Source organism: Selenomonas ruminantium subsp. lactilytica TAM6421 (assembly GCF_000284095.1).
Classification (GTDB): Bacteria; Bacillota; Negativicutes; order Selenomonadales; family Selenomonadaceae; genus Selenomonas_A; species Selenomonas_A lactilytica.
Genome location: NC_017068.1, coordinates 928,804 through 945,677, shown reverse-complemented (window position 1 = coordinate 945,677; position 16,874 = coordinate 928,804). Strand labels below are relative to the sequence as shown.

General features: G+C 51.6%; 17 protein-coding genes and 1 pseudogene. 3 read left to right on the top strand and 15 right to left on the bottom strand.

Going from position 1 to position 16,874, the window contains the following annotated elements:
• Positions 1-15 precede the first annotated feature (15 nt).
• The 11 genes from cobK to SELR_RS04500 all read right to left on the bottom strand — a co-directional run bounded on the left by cobK (position 16) and on the right by SELR_RS04500 (position 10,821).
• Positions 16-789 (bottom strand): precorrin-6A reductase, encoded by a 774-nt coding sequence (cobK, locus tag SELR_RS04550; RefSeq protein ID WP_014424027.1) that lies wholly within the window; start codon positions 787-789, stop codon positions 16-18.
• On the bottom strand, positions 786-1,541 hold the full coding sequence (cobJ, locus tag SELR_RS04545; RefSeq protein WP_014424026.1) for a precorrin-3B C(17)-methyltransferase: 756 nt from the start codon (positions 1,539-1,541) through the stop codon (positions 786-788). Before cobJ ends, cobK begins: the two co-directional genes overlap by 4 nt.
• Entirely contained in the window at positions 1,529-2,641 is a 1,113-nt protein-coding gene (locus SELR_RS04540; RefSeq protein ID WP_014424025.1) for a cobalt-precorrin 5A hydrolase, read from the bottom strand. The genes cobJ and SELR_RS04540 overlap by 13 nt, the downstream gene beginning before the upstream one ends.
• On the bottom strand, positions 2,641-3,396 hold the full coding sequence (gene cobM / locus SELR_RS04535) for a precorrin-4 C(11)-methyltransferase (protein ID WP_014424024.1): 756 nt from the start codon (positions 3,394-3,396) through the stop codon (positions 2,641-2,643). Before cobM ends, SELR_RS04540 begins: the two co-directional genes overlap by 1 nt.
• 18 nt (positions 3,397-3,414) lie before the next feature.
• Positions 3,415-3,993, bottom strand: a complete 579-nt coding sequence (gene cbiT / locus SELR_RS04530) for a precorrin-6Y C5,15-methyltransferase (decarboxylating) subunit CbiT (protein WP_014424023.1) — start codon at positions 3,991-3,993, stop codon at positions 3,415-3,417.
• Between the two features lie 12 nt (positions 3,994-4,005).
• Positions 4,006-4,338 (bottom strand): hypothetical protein, encoded by a 333-nt coding sequence (locus SELR_RS04525; protein WP_014424022.1) that lies wholly within the window; start codon positions 4,336-4,338, stop codon positions 4,006-4,008.
• A 19-nt stretch (positions 4,339-4,357) separates the two neighbouring features.
• The gene (locus SELR_RS04520) at positions 4,358-5,881 is read right to left on the bottom strand and encodes a hypothetical protein (protein WP_014424021.1); all 1,524 of its coding nucleotides are present in this window, start codon (positions 5,879-5,881) and stop codon (positions 4,358-4,360) included.
• 136 nt (positions 5,882-6,017) lie between these two features.
• Positions 6,018-6,950, bottom strand: coding sequence for a cysteine synthase A (cysK, locus tag SELR_RS04515; protein WP_014424020.1), 933 nt, complete (start codon positions 6,948-6,950; stop codon positions 6,018-6,020).
• Positions 6,951-6,970: 20 nt separating this feature from the next.
• Positions 6,971-8,254 (bottom strand): O-acetylhomoserine aminocarboxypropyltransferase/cysteine synthase family protein, encoded by a 1,284-nt coding sequence (locus SELR_RS04510; protein ID WP_041914264.1) that lies wholly within the window; start codon positions 8,252-8,254, stop codon positions 6,971-6,973.
• Positions 8,255-8,467: 213 nt separating this feature from the next.
• On the bottom strand, positions 8,468-10,087 hold the full coding sequence (locus SELR_RS04505; protein WP_102013455.1) for a DUF4127 family protein: 1,620 nt from the start codon (positions 10,085-10,087) through the stop codon (positions 8,468-8,470).
• A gap of 161 nt (positions 10,088-10,248) precedes the next feature.
• Positions 10,249-10,821 carry a biotin transporter BioY gene (locus tag SELR_RS04500; RefSeq protein ID WP_014424017.1) on the bottom strand — a complete coding sequence of 191 codons (573 nt, stop codon included), beginning with the start codon at positions 10,819-10,821 and terminating at the stop codon, positions 10,249-10,251.
• 180 nt (positions 10,822-11,001) lie between these two features.
• Here SELR_RS04500 and SELR_RS04495 point away from each other — a divergent pair, with 180 nt between their 5' ends.
• The 3 genes and pseudogenes from SELR_RS04495 (at position 11,002) to SELR_RS19445 (ending at position 13,551) form a co-directional block, all read left to right on the top strand.
• Entirely contained in the window at positions 11,002-11,658 is a 657-nt protein-coding gene (locus SELR_RS04495) for a hypothetical protein (protein WP_014424016.1), read from the top strand.
• 123 nt (positions 11,659-11,781) lie between these two features.
• A pseudogene (locus SELR_RS18600) lies at positions 11,782-12,210 on the top strand (flagellin); the annotation flags it as partial.
• Complete coding sequence (locus SELR_RS19445; RefSeq protein ID WP_331386700.1) at positions 12,202-13,551, top strand: flagellin; 1,350 nt, start codon at positions 12,202-12,204, stop codon at positions 13,549-13,551. The pseudogene SELR_RS18600 and the gene SELR_RS19445, both read left to right, overlap by 9 nt.
• Positions 13,552-13,620: 69 nt before the next feature.
• Here the strand turns inward: SELR_RS19445 and SELR_RS04485 are convergent, their stop codons facing one another.
• From SELR_RS04485 to SELR_RS04470, 4 genes are read right to left on the bottom strand one after another with little or no spacing between them, the layout of a single operon-like run.
• The gene (locus tag SELR_RS04485; RefSeq protein ID WP_014424014.1) at positions 13,621-14,337 is read right to left on the bottom strand and encodes a class I SAM-dependent methyltransferase; all 717 of its coding nucleotides are present in this window, start codon (positions 14,335-14,337) and stop codon (positions 13,621-13,623) included.
• Between the two features lie 15 nt (positions 14,338-14,352).
• On the bottom strand, positions 14,353-15,540 hold the full coding sequence (locus tag SELR_RS04480) for a glycosyltransferase family 8 protein (RefSeq protein WP_014424013.1): 1,188 nt from the start codon (positions 15,538-15,540) through the stop codon (positions 14,353-14,355).
• A 12-nt stretch (positions 15,541-15,552) separates the two neighbouring features.
• Positions 15,553-16,419: a glycosyltransferase gene (locus SELR_RS04475; RefSeq protein WP_158645771.1), complete on the bottom strand. Its 867-nt coding sequence runs from the start codon at positions 16,417-16,419 to the stop codon at positions 15,553-15,555.
• Entirely contained in the window at positions 16,389-16,835 is a 447-nt protein-coding gene (locus SELR_RS04470) for a glycosyltransferase family 8 protein (protein ID WP_014424011.1), read from the bottom strand. The genes SELR_RS04475 and SELR_RS04470 overlap by 31 nt, the downstream gene beginning before the upstream one ends.
• Positions 16,836-16,874: the final 39 nt, after the last annotated feature.

Genomic DNA, 16,874 nt, shown 5'->3' with positions numbered 1-16,874 from the left:
CATTTGGTACAGAAATTATTTACGATAACATTCTTGCGCAAAGTCCAGAATCTCTGCATACGTGTGTGTCAAACGCGGATATGCCAACTTGGGACGGTTAATCAACACAATAGGCAGGCCCAGTTCGGCAGCTGCAGCAAACTTCGTATCCGTGCCACCAATCGTGCCGCTGTTCTTGGTAATGATGACCTCGGCCTCATATTTACGGAACAATTCCACATTGAGCGCCTTAGAAAAGGGGCCCTGCAGCGCCACAATATGACCGGCATCGAGGCCTGCTTTTTCGCACAGATCAATGACTTCCGCCGTAGGCAGGACTCGGGCCGTCAGTTCACATTCCTGCAGGGCAGGGCTCTGGACAAATTTTTCCAGATTACGGCTGCCCGTAGTCAGGAAAATCTTTCTGCCCAGGTTGGCTGCGGCCTGAGCTGCTTCTTCGTAGCTGTGCACCACAGCGATCTTATCATAGGTCAATTCCGCCAGGTCGCGCTCATAGCGGATATAAGGAATATCCAAAGCTGCGCAGGCCTTGATGGCATTGGCACTAACATTGGCCGCATAGGGATGACTGGCATCCACCAGCAGGGAAATATCATGTTCCTGCATATAGGCCTGCAAGGCCGCCTCATCCAGAGGCTTATCGTTGATCAGACACTTCTGCCCGCAGGCATGGGCCAACAGTTCCCCACCATAACGGCTCACCACCGAAGCCGCCACATCATAGCCTTTTTCCAAAAGCATTTTGGCGATTTCCCTGCCGTCCTGCGTCCCTGCCACGACAAAAATCATAAACCTGGCTCCTTATTGCCATAGCCACGGGGCGTAATCATATAGCCGTCCTTCACATAGGTCATGGAGTTGCCGATGATGACCAGCGAGAACATATTGATCTCTTCCTTGGTGAAGTCTTCCAGCGTGGAAATGATCTTGCCTTCACCATCACGGCTGGCGGCAGTCACAATGCCCACAGGCGTATCCGCCCTGCGGCATTTCAGCATGATCTCCCGCACGCGCTCGATATTCTCAACGCGCTTCTTGCTCTTGGGATTATAGAGGGCCGTGACAAAATCCCCCTGCGCCGCCATCTCGATACGCTTCTCGATGGTTTCCCAGGGCGTCAGCAGATCCGACAGGCTGATCACAGCAAAGTCATGCATCAATGGCGCGCCCAGCACCGAAGCGGCCGCATTGACTGCCGAAACCCCGGCAATCACGCCGCCGAATTCCGGACGCTTGTCTTCCGGCTGCTGCAGAACAAGTTCCAACACCAGGCCGGCCATGCCGTAAACCCCGGCATCGCCGCTGGATACCACCACCGTATCATGACCGGCAGCTGCTTCATCCACAGCCATACGGCAGCGATCGATTTCCTGCATCATGGCCGTACCGATGACCTTGCGGTCACCCAATAGTTCTTCAATCAACTTGATATAGGTATTATAACCGGCAATCACTTCTGCAGACTCAATGGCCTGCCGCGCCCGGGGCGTCATGTCCAGCAGACTGCCCGGGCCAATGCCTACTACTGTTATTTTTCCCATAGTAATGCCACCGTTACCTTTTCAAAATTCGTTTTTCTAAGCGCCAGTCTGCCGCCCCGCTCACCTGCGGAGCAATAGGCTGCCGCCTCACATACATTGCCAATGCCGATATGTTTCTTGACAAAGGCCGATTCTTCCAGCTGATGTGCCTCAATCATTTGAGCCATCTTTTCATTATCATAAAACTTCACCGGGCGCACGAGGCTGTCCCCGGCGTAAATAATCCCCGCTTCATGTTTCTTCACAATGGTGCTGGCCAGTTCGTCAATAAAGGAGCGATCCCAGCCAATCATGCGGCAGGCCATATCGAGAGCCGACATCACCAGCGCCGCGGGCGTTCCCTTGCGGCAGCCCACACCGGCAATCAGCTTGCGCGGCGTCAAACAGAGGATGTTTTGGGGCAGATCTGCCAGTTCCGGCAAGCTGCTGTTCCCCATGATGACCACTTCCAGCTGCTCCCTTTCCTCGGGAAGCACTGCCAACAGCTGACTAGTCACACATAAATCGGCTGACTGTCCATACTGCTCCAATTTACGCTTATAGAACACACTATGGGGCAGGGTACGGTCGATGCGCCAGTGGATTTTTTTACCTGCCAGCAAGCCAGCATTCATGGTCTTGATCCGCACCTTCGGCCAGGGACGCAAGCCTAATCTTGTCGCCAGCACATCCGGCGCCAGCAGTTCATTGACATCTGTAGCCGTGGTGATCACCGGGCCAGCACCAATGGCCTGGCAAAGCTGACGGGTAAGTTCATTAGCCCCGCCCACATGACCGGACAGCAGGCTGATGCCATGCTTGCCCTGTTCGTCAAACACCACCACCGCAGGATCAGTCAACTTATCCTTGAGCAGCGGTGCCAAAGTACGTACCACGATGCCCGTGGCCATGACAAAGATCAGACCTTCATAAGCAGTGAAATTATTCTCCACTGCTTCGCTAAGCTTATGGAAGGTATATACCTGCAGTTTCTTTTTGCTTGCATCATCCGGTGCCAGTTTTTCGCTGACATAGATATCCACATACTGATCCAGACACTGACGGATGGTCTGTGCCAGCTGCAAGCCCTGCTCGGTGAGCGCCATACAAGCTAATCGCATCACTTCACAGCCTTTCGGAACATATGAGAAAACTCCGGCGCGTAGAGGCGGGACAGGTCATAATCTGCCCCCAGGCAATGGCTGACCACGATCATGGCCGTACGGTCAATATCTTTGCCCTCAATATCCTTGACAATCGTCTGGAGCGTGCCCCGCACGATCTTCTGTTCCGGCCAGGAAGCCCGCTGCACGATGGCAATGGGCGTATCAGCAGGATAGCCCCCTGCCATCAATTCTTCCACCACCTTGTCCAGCATGGTGATGGACAGGTAAATGCACATGGTAGACTGATGCTGGGCCAGGCTGCGGAGTTTTTCCGCCTCCGGCACCGGCGTGCGGCCCTCGTTGCGGGTGATGATCACCGTCTGGCTGATGCCCGGCAGGGTATATTCCTGCTGCAGGGCTGCCGCCGTGGCAAAGCAGGAGCTGACCCCCGGAACAATATCAAAGTCAATGCCTTTCTTTTTGAATGCATCCATCTGTTCCTGAATGGCGCCGTAAACGGAAGGATCTCCCGTATGCAGGCGCACCGTCATCTTGCCTTCTTTTTCCGCCTGTTCAATGGTTTCCACCACTTCATCCAGCGTCATGGAGGCGGAGTTATGAATCTGCGCATCCTCGCGGCAAAGATCCAACAACGCCGGGTTCACCAATGAACCCGCATAGATAACGACATCCGCTTCCTTCAGATACTTAGCGCCCTTGACCGTAATCAGCTCCGGATCTCCCGGGCCTGCTCCCACAATATGTACCATCCTAAAATCCCTCTCCTCTTATTTTTTCCAGCAGGTGACGATGTAAATCGGATTGTTAGCCTTCGCCATATCGTAAGTTCCCACCTGCTGCAACCTGGTTACCTGCACCTGTATCGCTTCATAAACATAGATATCGGAGTGCTCCCGCATGAACTCAATACACTGCATCAGCGTCTGCACCGTAATGCAATTCAGCACTAAGCGGCCTTTGGCCTTCAGTTTGGGCGTTACTGCCGCCAAAATCTCCGGCAGCCGGCTGCCGCTGCCACCGATCAGGATAGCATCTGCTTCCGGCAGATCAGCTAATCCATCCGGAGCCTCCGCCTGGATTACCCGCACATTGCTCACGGCAAAATTGGCGGCATTGGCCCGGATCAGATTGATGCCAGCCGTTTCCCGCTCAATGGCATAAACCTCCCCCTGCGGCGCCATCCTGGCCGCTTCAATGGAAATGGAACCAGTGCCTGCACCGATATCATAAACAACCGCATCCGGAGCAATCTGCGCCTTTACGAGGCTCAGAATCCGGATTTCCTGCTTGGTCATCGGCACATCCTGACGGATAAATTCTTCATCGGCAATTCCCAGAAAATCCATCGCAATTCCCCCTTATTTTCCCAAGAACAGCTGCAGCACGAGCCATACAGCCACGCCCACACCCAGCATCACGATAATCACCGGCAAAGCCACAAAAAACAGGAAGGCCAGCACCGCCGCAATCCCGACCACCATCAACACCCGCTGGAACATATTCTTCTGACCGAACAGCAGATCTTTCCAGCCGAAGGTATGGATCTGGAAACCCCGGCCGACCCCCCGGCCATCATAACTGCGTTGGTAACGGGACTCCTGACTGTCGCCGCCTTCTTCAATGGTTATCCCATCATAGGCGTTGCGCTCATCCGGAGACATGACGCGTACCTTGCTCTCTTCCTGTTCCATGGCTTTCACCTCGTTTTCTTCAATAATAAAGACTTCTGATAAAGGCTTCCTCCGTCAGATAGCGGGGATCAAAGAGTTCACAGCCTAAAGCCTTGCAAATCCTTTGCATATTCGCCTTTACCCGGGCACTGTCAATGCCCAACAGCTCATAGATTTCCGTCTGATTCGCCAGCTGCACGCCGTTGAGTTGAGCAAACTGCAGAATCAGCGCCGTAATCATGATATCATCTGTTTTCTCAATGGCCGCTACCGTCACATAATCCGTAAAGAATTTCAGCAGCAGCTTGATTTCAAACCGGCTGAACCCCACATGCCGGGCCACCCGTTTCAGCATATCGATATCCGCCGCAAACTGCTCCTGCACCTCCGGATTATCTTCCACCGACGGTGTGATATGGCGGCTTTTCAGCACATTCAATTGGGCATAATTCACCAATATCTGCAAGGTATGCCGCACAACGCCTGCATGGCGGGCGAAGAAATCCGGTATCTCCGCCTGCGGGCTCTGGCACTTGAACAGCTCGAACTGCCGCAGGATCACATCCCGCATCCGCTTCTGCAGCTTCGGACTGGCCTGCAGGGATGTGATGTAATTGAGCAGCATCACCCCGTGGGAATGGATATGACCGTACAGCAGACAGGTATTGTAATTGCCAATGGCCAATTCCGGCACGGGCAAATCGAAAGTCTCACCCGTAAAGAAATCCCGGCAGGCCACGAAATCCTCGCCCACTGACTCGATGCGGAACACGGTGAATTTCGACCGCAGCAGATCCCGCAGAATATCCTGTTCTGAAGTGGATAATTTCTCCCGCTCACGCTCATAATAATAACGCAGCGGCACATCATCAGAACCGATCAGATGATAATCGAACAGGAAAAAGTCCCAGAAGCCAAACCAGAAGTTATGCCGTTCATCAGCCGTCATGCCGTCATTGCCATCATAATCCGGCCCGGCATACATGGTCATGGCCCGGTCCATATCCCGGCGAAAGGGCTGCTGCTTGTAATAATCGTCCACTTTATGCAGCAGGGAATCCAGCATCTTGTTCAAGCGCTGCATGGTTTCAGCGGGCACTTCCTCCATATGTTCCAAAGAACTGTAGAACTCATCCCCGTCCCGACGATCCGGCAAAAAGAAATAGCCCCCCTCATACAGGGACTCCTTGGCCGCCGTCAAGCCTGGGCGATAGTCCTCTGCTTTTTGCGTGCGTTGCAGATAAGCATAGAACTTGTCTGCCACGGCAAAGAATTTATTCACATCTGCTTCTGCCAGCATGAAATCCGGTTGGGCGCTGGCATAACGATAGATGATTTCCTGATAATCGTAGACCGTCAGCGATGCCAACGAATATAGATTCAGCTGATCCACATATTCAATAAGCAGGGAGATCACGCCCCAAATGCGTTTCAGATCCTCATCCTCTGCTCCATGCCAGGCATTGCGCCGCAAATAAGCCTCTACTGCCCCCTGCGGGACAATCTGCTGGGCAACGCTGTTTTCTTCATAAAATTGTTCGACCAGTGAATATACATTAACCATACGTCAGGAACCTCTGCTGCATTCATAATTAACAGAAATATTATAGCATATCCGTTGCTATTGTTCAAAAAAAATGCCTCTGTAAACGATAGCAAAAAATCGCTGGCATGGACAGCCAGCGATTTTCCCTGTGATGTTAGTCGTTGAAGAGTTCCGTGGAGAGATAGCGATCGCCTGTATCCGGCAGCAGGACCACGATGTTCTTGCCCGCAAATTCCGGACGCTTGGCCAGCTGCACGGCAGCAGCCAGGGCAGCACCGGCGGAGATACCCACCAGCACGCCTTCGCTATGGGCGAACTGACGGCCGAACTTGAAGGCATCCTCGTTGCTGATGGGCAGGACCTCATCATAGACCTTCGTGTCCAGCGTTTCCGGCACAAAGCCTGCGCCAATGCCCTGGATCTTGTGGGGGCCGGCCGTGCCCTGACTGAGCACCGGCGAGCTTTCCGGCTCTACGGCCACCACATGGACATCAGACTTCTGCTTCTTGAGATAACGGCCCACCCCCGTAAGGGTACCGCCTGTGCCGACACCGGCGATGAAGGCATCCACCTGGCCGTCAGCATCCTGCCAGATTTCCGGGCCGGTAGTTGCTTCATGGATGGCGGGGTTAGCCTGATTGGTGAACTGGGAAGGAATGAACGCGTTCGGCGTTTCCTTGGCCAGTTCCTCAGCTTTGGCAATGGCGCCCTTCATGCCCTTGGCCCCATCGGTCAGCACAATCTGCGCGCCATAAGCCTTCAGCAGGTTGCGGCGCTCTACGCTCATGGTTTCCGGCATAGTCAGGATGGCCTTGTAGCCGCGGGCAGCAGCGAAGCTGGCCAGGCCAATGCCCGTGTTGCCACTGGTCGGCTCGATGATGACCGTATCCTTATTGATCTTGCCTTCTTTTTCTGCCTGCTCGATCATGGCCTTGGCAATGCGGTCCTTGACGCTGCCTGCCGGATTCAGATATTCCAGCTTGACCAGGATATTGGCCTGCAGGTCATTGTCCTTGATGAAATTATTTGCTTTCAATAACGGCGTATTGCCGATAAGCTCCGTAACACTGTTGTAAATCTTTGCCATTACAAAATACCTCCTTGCCGTTATTTGGCAGCGGCAAAACCTTTTTCCAGATCTGCGATGATGTCATCGATATGTTCCGTGCCGATGGACAGGCGGATGGTGCTCTGGGTAATGCCCTGATCTGCCAGTTCCTCGTCCGTCAGCTGGGAGTGCGTGGTGGAAGCCGGATGGATGACCAGGCTCTTCACGTCAGCTACATTGGCCAGCAGGGAGAAGATTTCCAGATTATCGATGAACTTCCAGGCTGCTTCCTTGCCTCCCTTGATTTCAAAGGTGAAGATGGAAGCCCCGCCGTTGGGGAAGTATTTCTCATAGAGGGCATGGTCCGGATGATCCGGCAGGGACGGATGGTTGACCTTAGCCACCTGCGGATGCTTGCTGAGGAATTCCACAACCTTCTTGGTGTTCTCTGCATGACGGTCAAGGCGCAGGGAGAGAGTTTCCACACCCTGCAGCAGCAGGAAGGCATTGAAGGGAGAAATCGTTGCACCGGTGTCGCGGAGCAGGATAGCACGGATGTAAGTAACGAAAGCAGCTGGGCCAACTGCATCATAGAAGGATACGCCATGGTAGCTGGGGTTCGGATCTGCGATGCCGGCGTATTTGCCACTCTTCTTCCAGTCGAACTTGCCGGCCTCAACGATGATGCCGCCCAAGGTGGTGCCATGACCGCCGATGAACTTCGTTGCCGAATGAACCACGATATCCGCACCATGTTCAATCGGACGAATGAGGTACGGGGTGCCGAAGGTATTGTCGATAACCAGCGGCAGGCCATGTTTATGGGCGATTTCGGCGATAGCATCGATATCGGGAATATCGCTGTTGGGGTTGCCCAGGGTTTCCAAATAGATGGCTCTGGTGTTTTCCTTGATGGCCCCTTCCACTTCTGCCAGATTATGGGCATCCACGAAAGTGGTTTCTACGCCATACTGGGGCAGGGTGTGAGCCAGCAGGTTGTAGCTGCCGCCGTAGATGGTTTTCTGTGCTACGATATGGCCGCCGTTTGCAGCAAGTGCCTGAATCGTGTAGGTGATAGCAGCAGCACCAGATGCAACCGCGAGAGCTGCGCTGCCGCCTTCCAGAGCAGCGATGCGTTTTTCCAGAACATCCTGGGTGGAGTTGGTCAGGCGGCCGTAGATGTTACCGGCATCGGCAAGGCCGAAACGATCAGCAGCATGCTGGCTGTTACGGAATACATAAGAAGTCGTCTGGTAAATAGGTACCGCACGGGCATCCGTTGCCGGATCCGGCTGTTCCTGTCCCACATGCAGCTGTAAAGTCTCAAATTTGTACTGGCTCATAATAAAATCCCCCTTCATCAATCAAAAAGAGGTTCCAAAAGCTCCCCATACAGGGCCTTGCTTCCGGAACCTCCAATTTTTTGGTCAGTTCTTTTCTCTTTTAGGTTGTATGCCTTTGTTCTTTGGCATGACTATATGTTACAGTATTACACCCAGTATGTCAATAGTATTTTAGAAAAAAATTCCACATCCAGCCTAAAAAATCATCCATCATCATTGCGGCGTTTTCGGCAGGACAATATCGCACTCAAACATCCGCAGCCATGGATTTTTGACCTTGAAGCCCTTCAGAAAATCAAAATGGGGCAAGTTCCTATCCGCGAAAGCCTGCATGCGTTCATTGTTCTGCTGTTCCGCAAAGGACAGCTTATCCTGCAATTTGATATAGTAGGACGGATTGCCGAATTGTTTCACCAGTTCATTGCCCACATCTGTACGGACATTGGCCTGATAAGCCCAGTCATCCAGATAGCGTACGGCCAGCAGCTTGTTTTTGCCGTCCTCCGTCATTTTCGGCGCCAGCATTCCCGTCCCTATGGCAAAGCCCGTGGAATTGGTCGCGGTATTCCAGCCGGAATACGCCTTCAGCTTGAACAACAAGCCCTTTTGACGCAGCTGCTCCAGCAGGGCGTTATCCGCTCCGTTGGAATATTTGATATCTGCGATGCCGACAGGATAGCCCTTCGCCACATAATCCTCCACCAGGCTGGCAAAGTGTCTTGTGCTTTTATCAGGCAGCAGCTGTGGCCGGAAATCCTTGCCATCCGGGAACCTGTTGTGCAGACCGATGGTTTCCCCGTTTTTTTCCGTATTCACCAGCAGCACGAAATCTGCCCGCGCCGGCGCCGGCACTTTCAGCCCGCCGGCAATAGCCAAAGCCGCATCTACAGAAGCCGAAATCTTTTCATCGGAAAAAGCCGGCACCGTATCGCCGCCCTTGCCTTCATTATAGGCCACATAGACAAAGGGCATCTCATAAGTCATATCGTTGACCGCCCGGTTCAGCAGCAGGACATTGAATTCATCAATTCCCGGCATGGACAGGAATTTCGTATGTGGCAGCTTGTTTTCTGCTGCATACGCCAGGATTTCCCGATTCTCACGATGGGTCTGGCAAAGGGGTGCATTGTCATCACGGCCGAGAATCAGATAATCGATGATGCCATCCCGGGCATAATCCATCAGCTTTTTCGTCGCTGCCAGATTCTTGGCCCGGCGTGCTGCCCAATCCTGCATATACTCAGCAGGGATTGCCTTTTTCCGCTCCATCATCATCTTTTTTTCCTGCTTGGACAAGCCCTCTGTTTCCTCTTTGTCCAGCAAACGTGAGTAGTGGAAAAAATCCGCACCGTATTTAGCATAATAATCCGGTTCTTCGATATTCCCTTCCTGGCCCCAATCAGGCGTCCGCATCAGCGAGTCGAAAACATAGATGTGCAGCTGCGGATTGGCCTGATGCAGCTGCACAAAGCCATCAAGGCGCTCTGCCAGTTTTTCCTCGGGAATCTCATGCTTGCGCGACGGAATCAGACCGCCATACAGCATGGAATCGGAAGCGATGACAGCCGAGTCAGCTGCGGGAGCATTTTCCCGCAGCCACTGCCAAAGCTCATCCGGATGCCCCATATTCGTAGCATTGCTCAAAAGTTCCTGGGGCGGCACGACCATCTCATACCCCGCCTGCCGCAGGACATCCACCGTCTGATGATAGGAAATCGGCCTGTCATCATGGGGAATAAACAATATCTTCCCGGCCGCAGCCCCCACGTTCATCGATAAGATCACTCCCCATAAAATCACAAGAGAAACAACCTTCCTCAGTCCTTTTTTCAATTCGATATCCTCCCTCAAAAAAATCTCCTTATCTTATACAATTCTGACTCCAGCGCCAAATTCCTCCCTGCCCTGAAACATGCCAACAGGAAAAACTCCCCTTATGATGACAGTTTTTCCTGTCTCTCATAAGGGGAGTATAGCAAGATTTTCGCTTAAAGTCACCGTTTCTCCAGCATTTTATTGACTCTGACGGCAATAAAGGCTGCCAGCAGCGCCTTCATGATGTCGCCGGGAATAAAAGGAAACACTGCCATGGTAAGGCCCTGCCATAAGTCAACCTGCAGCACCAGCATCATCGAGATCAGACCGCCCACATAGGTCAGCGGCACACCGGCCAGCACAGATACCAGCGCATAGCGGCGGAAACTTATCCTGCTACCCTTGAGCCAGCTGACCATCATGCAGACAATGGGCCAACCGAGATAAAAACCACCCGTAGGCCCCAGGATGCGGCCCAAGCCGCCCACGCCCCCCGGGTAAATGGGCAGACCAATGGCCCCCAGGAACACATAGGACGCCACCGTGATGAATACCAGCCGCGGCGGCAGCACCAATGCCGTCACCGTCAGCGCCACCGTCAGTGCCGTCACCAGTCCCGGTGTGAACGGCAGTGGGAAGGAGATAAACGCCGACACGCAGCAAAACGCTACGCACAGTGCCATCTTCATCATTTCCCGCACCGTGAAATGTTCCCGTTCATTCCCGATTTCCATCGCCAAATCTCTCTGCATGATAAAGCCCCCATCCGCAAGGATCATATTTTCTACAAACCATCTTCATTATAATCATATATCCATGCATCGTCAACTAGCACTTTGCTTATAGTTAACAAAAATTTTCTTAAGACATCACAATTTTTATTCGATATAATTATTAGTGTTTCCAACGATTCTAAAAAGGAGTGATCTTTCATGAAAACATTACGGCAATTATTCCCATGGCAAAAATTACTACTCATATTATGCCTGTTATTGCTCCCCTCTTTACCGGCCAGTGCCGAGAAAACAGACTGGTATGACAAGGACTACAACTTCAGCCAGATCAAAAAGGCCGTAGTCTATGATATCGAATTGACTGACACATCGGAATTTGAAAGCGACTTGCTGAATCAGACCTTGCAGGAAAATTATCTGAATAATGCCCAGCGGCCTCAATACCATCTTATCCGCCCCGACAAGGCTGCCGTGCTTTCCCCGGACAATCCAAATGAAGCTGCGGATGTCTATATCAAATGCGAACTGCTGAAGTGGCATAACGACTCCTATATCAAAGAACCTTATACCTCCTGGGAAACCCGCACAGCTACGCGGACCAAAAAACTGCCCAACGGCCAGAAAATAACGGAAAACTATTCCTATACTGTCCCTGTCTATCACCCAGCCAGGACGGTCTACACTTCCACTGTACGCCTGAAATTTGAAGTCTTCGATGCTAAGACCAACAAACGCATTATGGCTCGTGACGAACTGCGGCTGCGGGATGATTCCAACCATGGCGAAAAGGGCATCTTCGGCCGCATCTGCAAGTCCTTCTTCGACGATCTCAATAAAAAAATAACACGCAAATAAGAAAAATCTCTTAAGAGCATTATGCTTTTATACGATACATTGAGTAACAGGATTGTATCGTATAAGCGTAATGCTCATTTTTTCTGGCAGGAAGCGAGAAGATAGCGAAAGGATTGATGCGCTATGACCATGGTGGTCAAAAACAACATGACGGCAATCCGTTCATTGAACGTGCTGAACCATAACTCCAATGAACTGGCCAAGCAACTGCAGCAGGTGTCCACAGGCATGAAGATCAACAGCGCCGCTGATGATGCCTCAGCCTATGCCATCAGCGAACGGATGCGGGTGAATATCCGGGGCCTCTCAGCTGCTTACAGCAACACCCAGAACGCCAACAGCATGATGAAGGTAGCCGAAGGCGCCATATCCTCTACCGTGGATATCCTGAAAGCCTTCAAGGAAAAAGCGCTGGATGCGGCCAACGACACGAACACCGATGTGGATCGGGCCATTATCCAGAACCAGCTGGTACAGTATATGTCACAGATTGATGACAATGCCAATGTGACCTTCAACGGCAAATATCTGCTCAATGGCACCATGGGCAGCAATATCGTCGCCAACCAACACGATGCCATTGTGTCCTTCATGAGCTACCTAAACGATTCAAATCTGCCCGCCTCGGACGCTTTGGATGCCGCCATCAATTATACCTCCTGCGGCATGTTCAAGGACGAAAAATCCTTGATCGACAGTTTCCTCGCCGATGTGAAAGAACATGGCCTGACCGCCTGCGGCATCGATCTGCGCAATGACGATACCGGCGCCATCACAGGCCAGGACGCTAATGGTGACCGCCCCAAGACAGCTGAAAGCATCGTGCCGGAAACAGGCAATCCCTATGCCAGCTCCCCCAGCGGCTCCACCATCATCCGCGGCTTGGCTGTCAACTGGCCGGATACCGGCAATGACGCCATGAAAGCGGCCATTGTGTCAGCCTTGGACAACGAATGGCTGGGAAACTGCATGGATCTGATTGACGAGTCCTATGCGCTGAATTTCCAGGAAAACGGCACCTCCGTACGCTCAATGAATGTGAACTTCACCGATGCCAACGATGGCACGCTGGCCTTTGTCACCTCCCACTTTAATGGCAACGGTGTTACCACCGGCCTCGATCTGACCGTCAATATGCACTATTACAATAACCTCGACTTGTCAGATCACAACGGAGCCGTGGCCGGGCAGCCCAATCAGCTCTATCTAGACCGAACCATTGCCCATGAAATGACACATGCCCTGATGTCGGCCAATATCAATAATTTCTCCAACCTACCCTTGTATATCAAAGAAGGCGCAGCTGAGCTGGTTCATGGTATTGACGATTACCGCAAGAGCAAGATAGAAGCCTTAGCGGCCGATACGGATACCCTGCGCTCGGTGCTGGAAGACTCTGAGCATGCTGAAGGGGACAGCGCCTATGCTGCCGGCTATATGATCCTGCGCTATCTGGCCAACAAATCTGCTGACACCGATCCGGAGAAGCATATTTCCTTCCAAATCGGCACCAAGGCCAACCAGGCCATCCGCATGGGACTGGCTGATATGCGCTGCGAATCTCTGGGACTGAAAAAAGGTGACGGCACCACTGTCAGCGTGGTCACCCAGACCAAAGCAAACTCTGCCCTCACCGTGGTGGACAGGGCTCTCGACCGGGCCATCAAGCAGCAGATCACCGTAGGAGCCATACAGGTGCGTCTGAACTATGCCGCCGCCAATCTCAACACCGCCCATGAAAACATCACCGCATCCGAAAGCACAATACGCGACGCCGACATGGCCAAGACCTTCACCTCCTATACCAGAGCCAATGTCCTGATGCAGACCTCCCAATCCATGTTGGCCCAGGCCAACCAAAGCAGCAGCAATGTACTCGGTTTGCTGCAATGAAATAAATACAAACAAAGTGAGGCCCACCGGCTCTTTTTAAGTCAGTGGGTCTCATTGTGTATATGGTTACTAATTTCTAAGTTTCCGCATCATATCATGAAGATAATACACGACGCCCAGCCAATTATCTGGATGAATGGTGTCCAAGAGCTGCTTGTCATGCCGACGAGACAGGTAAAAATCCAATAAACGTGGATAAGAGCCCAATGCTGATTCTTTGACATATAACAATATATTCTGCTTATACTCTACCTTTATCTCCTTTATATCCCAAATCTGCGGACGGATACAGTCAATACACACATAATTCTCATCGGCAAAATACTTAGCCCAATAAGACTGCCACTGCTCATTTATATGGTTCGTACCACCTTGCATTGGTACTGCCGCAGAAAAGAACACCACATTAGAAAGAGATGTTAGATCACGAATAAAAGTGGGAGCACGCTTAGCCGAAAGATGTTCGGCCACTTCAAGACTCACCGCCAGATCAAAACGCTCTCCATCAGTACTGACGGATTCGTTTTCAAGGTCTGCCTCCAAAAATTCTTCTTTTTTTATATAAAGCATATCTTTTTTGACATAGGCCCCATCTACGCCTAGCACCTCTGCCCCATGTCGCTTAAAAACCGATAACCATGTCCCCAATCCACAGCCAACATCCACTACAGTTCTTGGCTTCGGCAGCCATTTGAAAAGCATCGGTATGGTCAGTTCAGCAGAACGATAAGAACCATCTTTTTGAGCCCGGTAAAAATTTTCATCATAGGGATTCTGATCTGCCATTATAACCATCCCTTCTCATGCTTCCAAAAATGCCTTGGCTTCCTGCCGGGGATCTGGGGCCATCAGCACCATGCCATTAACATAGTGAATTCCCTCGTTTGCCCCGCAGGCATCCAGATGCTTCTTTACCCGGCCAAATTCCTCAAATGGCAGGAACAGGACCAATATTTCATCAACCGCTAAATTCGTGCCCTGATTATGGAGTTCGGCAGCGGTCAGATAGCGTTCATTTTCCCGCAACATCAGCATCTTCTGATATTTTTCCCGCTCCTTCTCCGGACCGACCACAATACGCCGCTTGCCCGCGGTAAGGTTGGCGAAAATCAGCAGTTTCGCACGGATATTCTGCTGAACATTATGGGACACACGGCAGAAGAAATCGGCATTGCACCAGGGTGTATCCAGAAAATTCTCCCAGTACAGGCGGTGATAGTTATTGCCATAATCAAAGGCATACTGCTTATTGGCATAGTGATAGATACATGGTGCTAACGCATTGCGCCCCTTGCTTAGTTCCTGATTGACCAGCGTATTATATCGTTCTGCCAGCATACGGCAAGCCGCACCGAAGAAATAGTTCAGAATATCCTGATCCAGATAATCCAGCAATTCATGCTTCTTTAAAAAAGCCACGCCCCGCTCCAATAGCTTTTTTTCCTGGGAAAAAGCCTCCATATCGATAAGCAGCATTCCCGCATTGAAATAGCGCTTCTCCTCACATAGTCCCCGCTTCACCAATTGGCTTGTATGACTTTCCTGTATCACCATATCCGGAACGGCCGCCAGACCATTGACGCCTGTGTTTTCTTCCCATAGCTCCTTGATGTCCAGATTGACGATGGTATCAGCATCCAAATAAATCAGCCGCCCCACATCAGGCAGTACTTCTCCCACCAAAAGACGGAACCAGGTTGCCCAGCTCACGCCTGCCTTTATTTTTCCCTCCATCCATGTATTATCTTCCTCCATCTGCTGCAGACGTTCTTTGTAATCCCGTTCCATATTATGGAAGGCCAGTTGCTGGCCGTAACGGCGCACCAGCTGCATCAGATAGCGGCGGTTATCTTCGGACAGGCTGTGATCATGAAGGATATGCACTGTCACCCATTCCTCCGTATGGGCAAAGACTGAGCGCATGGATGTGCCGACCAGTTTGGTATAAGTACCCTTCTTATCGGAAAGAGCATAACAGATATGTATCATAGCATCCTCCACTTACATCACCATGAAAATACGATATTCATCCAGCAATCTGGTGGAATGGGGCAAAATCAGAGCCTTGCCATCAATGAAATCCTCCCACTCCCGCCAGCCAGCCGCTTCCAACTGCTTGCGCAGTTCCGGGAAAGTCTCCAGAAAGAATACATACACATGGGTGCCAAGGTCATAGGGCAGATTGAGTCCTTCCTGCTCCCAGCCTTCTCCTAAAGCTACATAGGGCTCTTCCTCTTTCATAAAAAACATTTCCCGCAGCTGTTCCTCATTGTCCTTGGGCCCCACAAATACCCGCCGGCGCCCCGCCCAGGCAGCGGCCGCCCGCCGATTCAGCTCGTTATTCTTCGCAATGGCTCCGGCAATGACATCACGGGTAACAGCAAAACTCTTACAGATATATTCCGCACTGCACCAGGGTGTCTGCACAAAGGCTTCATAGAAAATACAATCCCGCGGTTCATCCATATTCAGCCGCAGAGTGCGGCCCATATAGTGGTAGATCCCCTCCTCCAGCTCCGGCTTCCCCCACATCCTGTCCCAATGCTGCAGGATATTGTAATTCCAGGGCAGATGCAGATAATCACGGGAAAAGAAATAATTCAATATATCCTGGTCAAAGAATTTGCATTCCTCTTCATGCTGCACCAGGAAGCGCAGCCCCGGCAACAAAATATCCCCCGTATTCCGCAGTCGTTCCACATCCATCAACAGTACGCCAGAGTTGAAGCAGCTGTCCGAATCCGTCCAGCTGTTCTGGAACAGATAGATTTTTTCATCAATGGTTTTATCCACCTGTTTCTGATAATGATTCATCAGATTGCGTTCGCCCACTGCACCTATGGGATGTCCATCAAGAAAACCTCCCACAATTTGCGGATATCCATATTCACGATGGTATCGGCATCCAGATAGATCAGCCGCTGCACCTCCGCTGGCAACACTTTGGGCGCAAGAATGCGATAGAGTGCCGCAGGCGTATAATAAGCTGTATCCACTGCGGCCTTGAATATGTCTCTTGCCGCCTGCAGAATATCTGCACACAATTCCGCCATATTGTAAAATAGTATCTGCTGCCCAAATTTACGGGTAAGGGCAATAAAATATTCCCGATTCTTCTCCGTCAGGGTTTCATCATGCAGCAGATGCACGGTTACCCAGACCTCTGTCCGTGCAAACAACGAACACATGGACGCGCCGATATATTTACTATAAGTACCCTGCTTATCCGTCATGGCATAAGCCACATGCACCATGCGGGCATCCTGCCCAATTCTCTTTTGCATCACTTGCTGCCACCTCGCTTGCATCGCATAATTATCTCT

Excerpts from the sequence above, each read along its gene's own strand:
- cobK (WP_014424027.1), bottom strand. The coding sequence starts at position 789 with ATGATTTTTGTCGTGGCAGGGACGCAGGACGGCAGGGAAATCGCCAAA.
- cobJ (WP_014424026.1), bottom strand. The coding sequence starts at position 1,541 with ATGGGAAAAATAACAGTAGTAGGCATTGGCCCGGGCAGTCTGCTGGAC.
- SELR_RS04540 (WP_014424025.1), bottom strand. The coding sequence starts at position 2,641 with ATGCGATTAGCTTGTATGGCGCTCACCGAGCAGGGCTTGCAGCTGGCA.
- cobM (WP_014424024.1), bottom strand. The coding sequence starts at position 3,396 with ATGGTACATATTGTGGGAGCAGGCCCGGGAGATCCGGAGCTGATTACG.
- cbiT (WP_014424023.1), bottom strand. The coding sequence starts at position 3,993 with ATGGATTTTCTGGGAATTGCCGATGAAGAATTTATCCGTCAGGATGTG.
- SELR_RS04525 (WP_014424022.1), bottom strand. The coding sequence starts at position 4,338 with ATGGAACAGGAAGAGAGCAAGGTACGCGTCATGTCTCCGGATGAGCGC.
- SELR_RS04520 (WP_014424021.1), bottom strand. The coding sequence starts at position 5,881 with ATGGTTAATGTATATTCACTGGTCGAACAATTTTATGAAGAAAACAGC.
- cysK (WP_014424020.1), bottom strand. The coding sequence starts at position 6,950 with ATGGCAAAGATTTACAACAGTGTTACGGAGCTTATCGGCAATACGCCG.
- SELR_RS04510 (WP_041914264.1), bottom strand. The coding sequence starts at position 8,254 with ATGAGCCAGTACAAATTTGAGACTTTACAGCTGCATGTGGGACAGGAA.
- SELR_RS04500 (WP_014424017.1), bottom strand. The coding sequence starts at position 10,821 with ATGCAGAGAGATTTGGCGATGGAAATCGGGAATGAACGGGAACATTTC.
- SELR_RS04495 (WP_014424016.1), top strand. The coding sequence starts at position 11,002 with ATGAAAACATTACGGCAATTATTCCCATGGCAAAAATTACTACTCATA.
- SELR_RS19445 (WP_331386700.1), top strand. The coding sequence starts at position 12,202 with ATGGGCAGCAATATCGTCGCCAACCAACACGATGCCATTGTGTCCTTC.
- SELR_RS04485 (WP_014424014.1), bottom strand. The coding sequence starts at position 14,337 with ATGGCAGATCAGAATCCCTATGATGAAAATTTTTACCGGGCTCAAAAA.
- SELR_RS04480 (WP_014424013.1), bottom strand. The coding sequence starts at position 15,540 with ATGATACATATCTGTTATGCTCTTTCCGATAAGAAGGGTACTTATACC.
- SELR_RS04470 (WP_014424011.1), bottom strand. The coding sequence starts at position 16,835 with ATGCAAAAGAGAATTGGGCAGGATGCCCGCATGGTGCATGTGGCTTAT.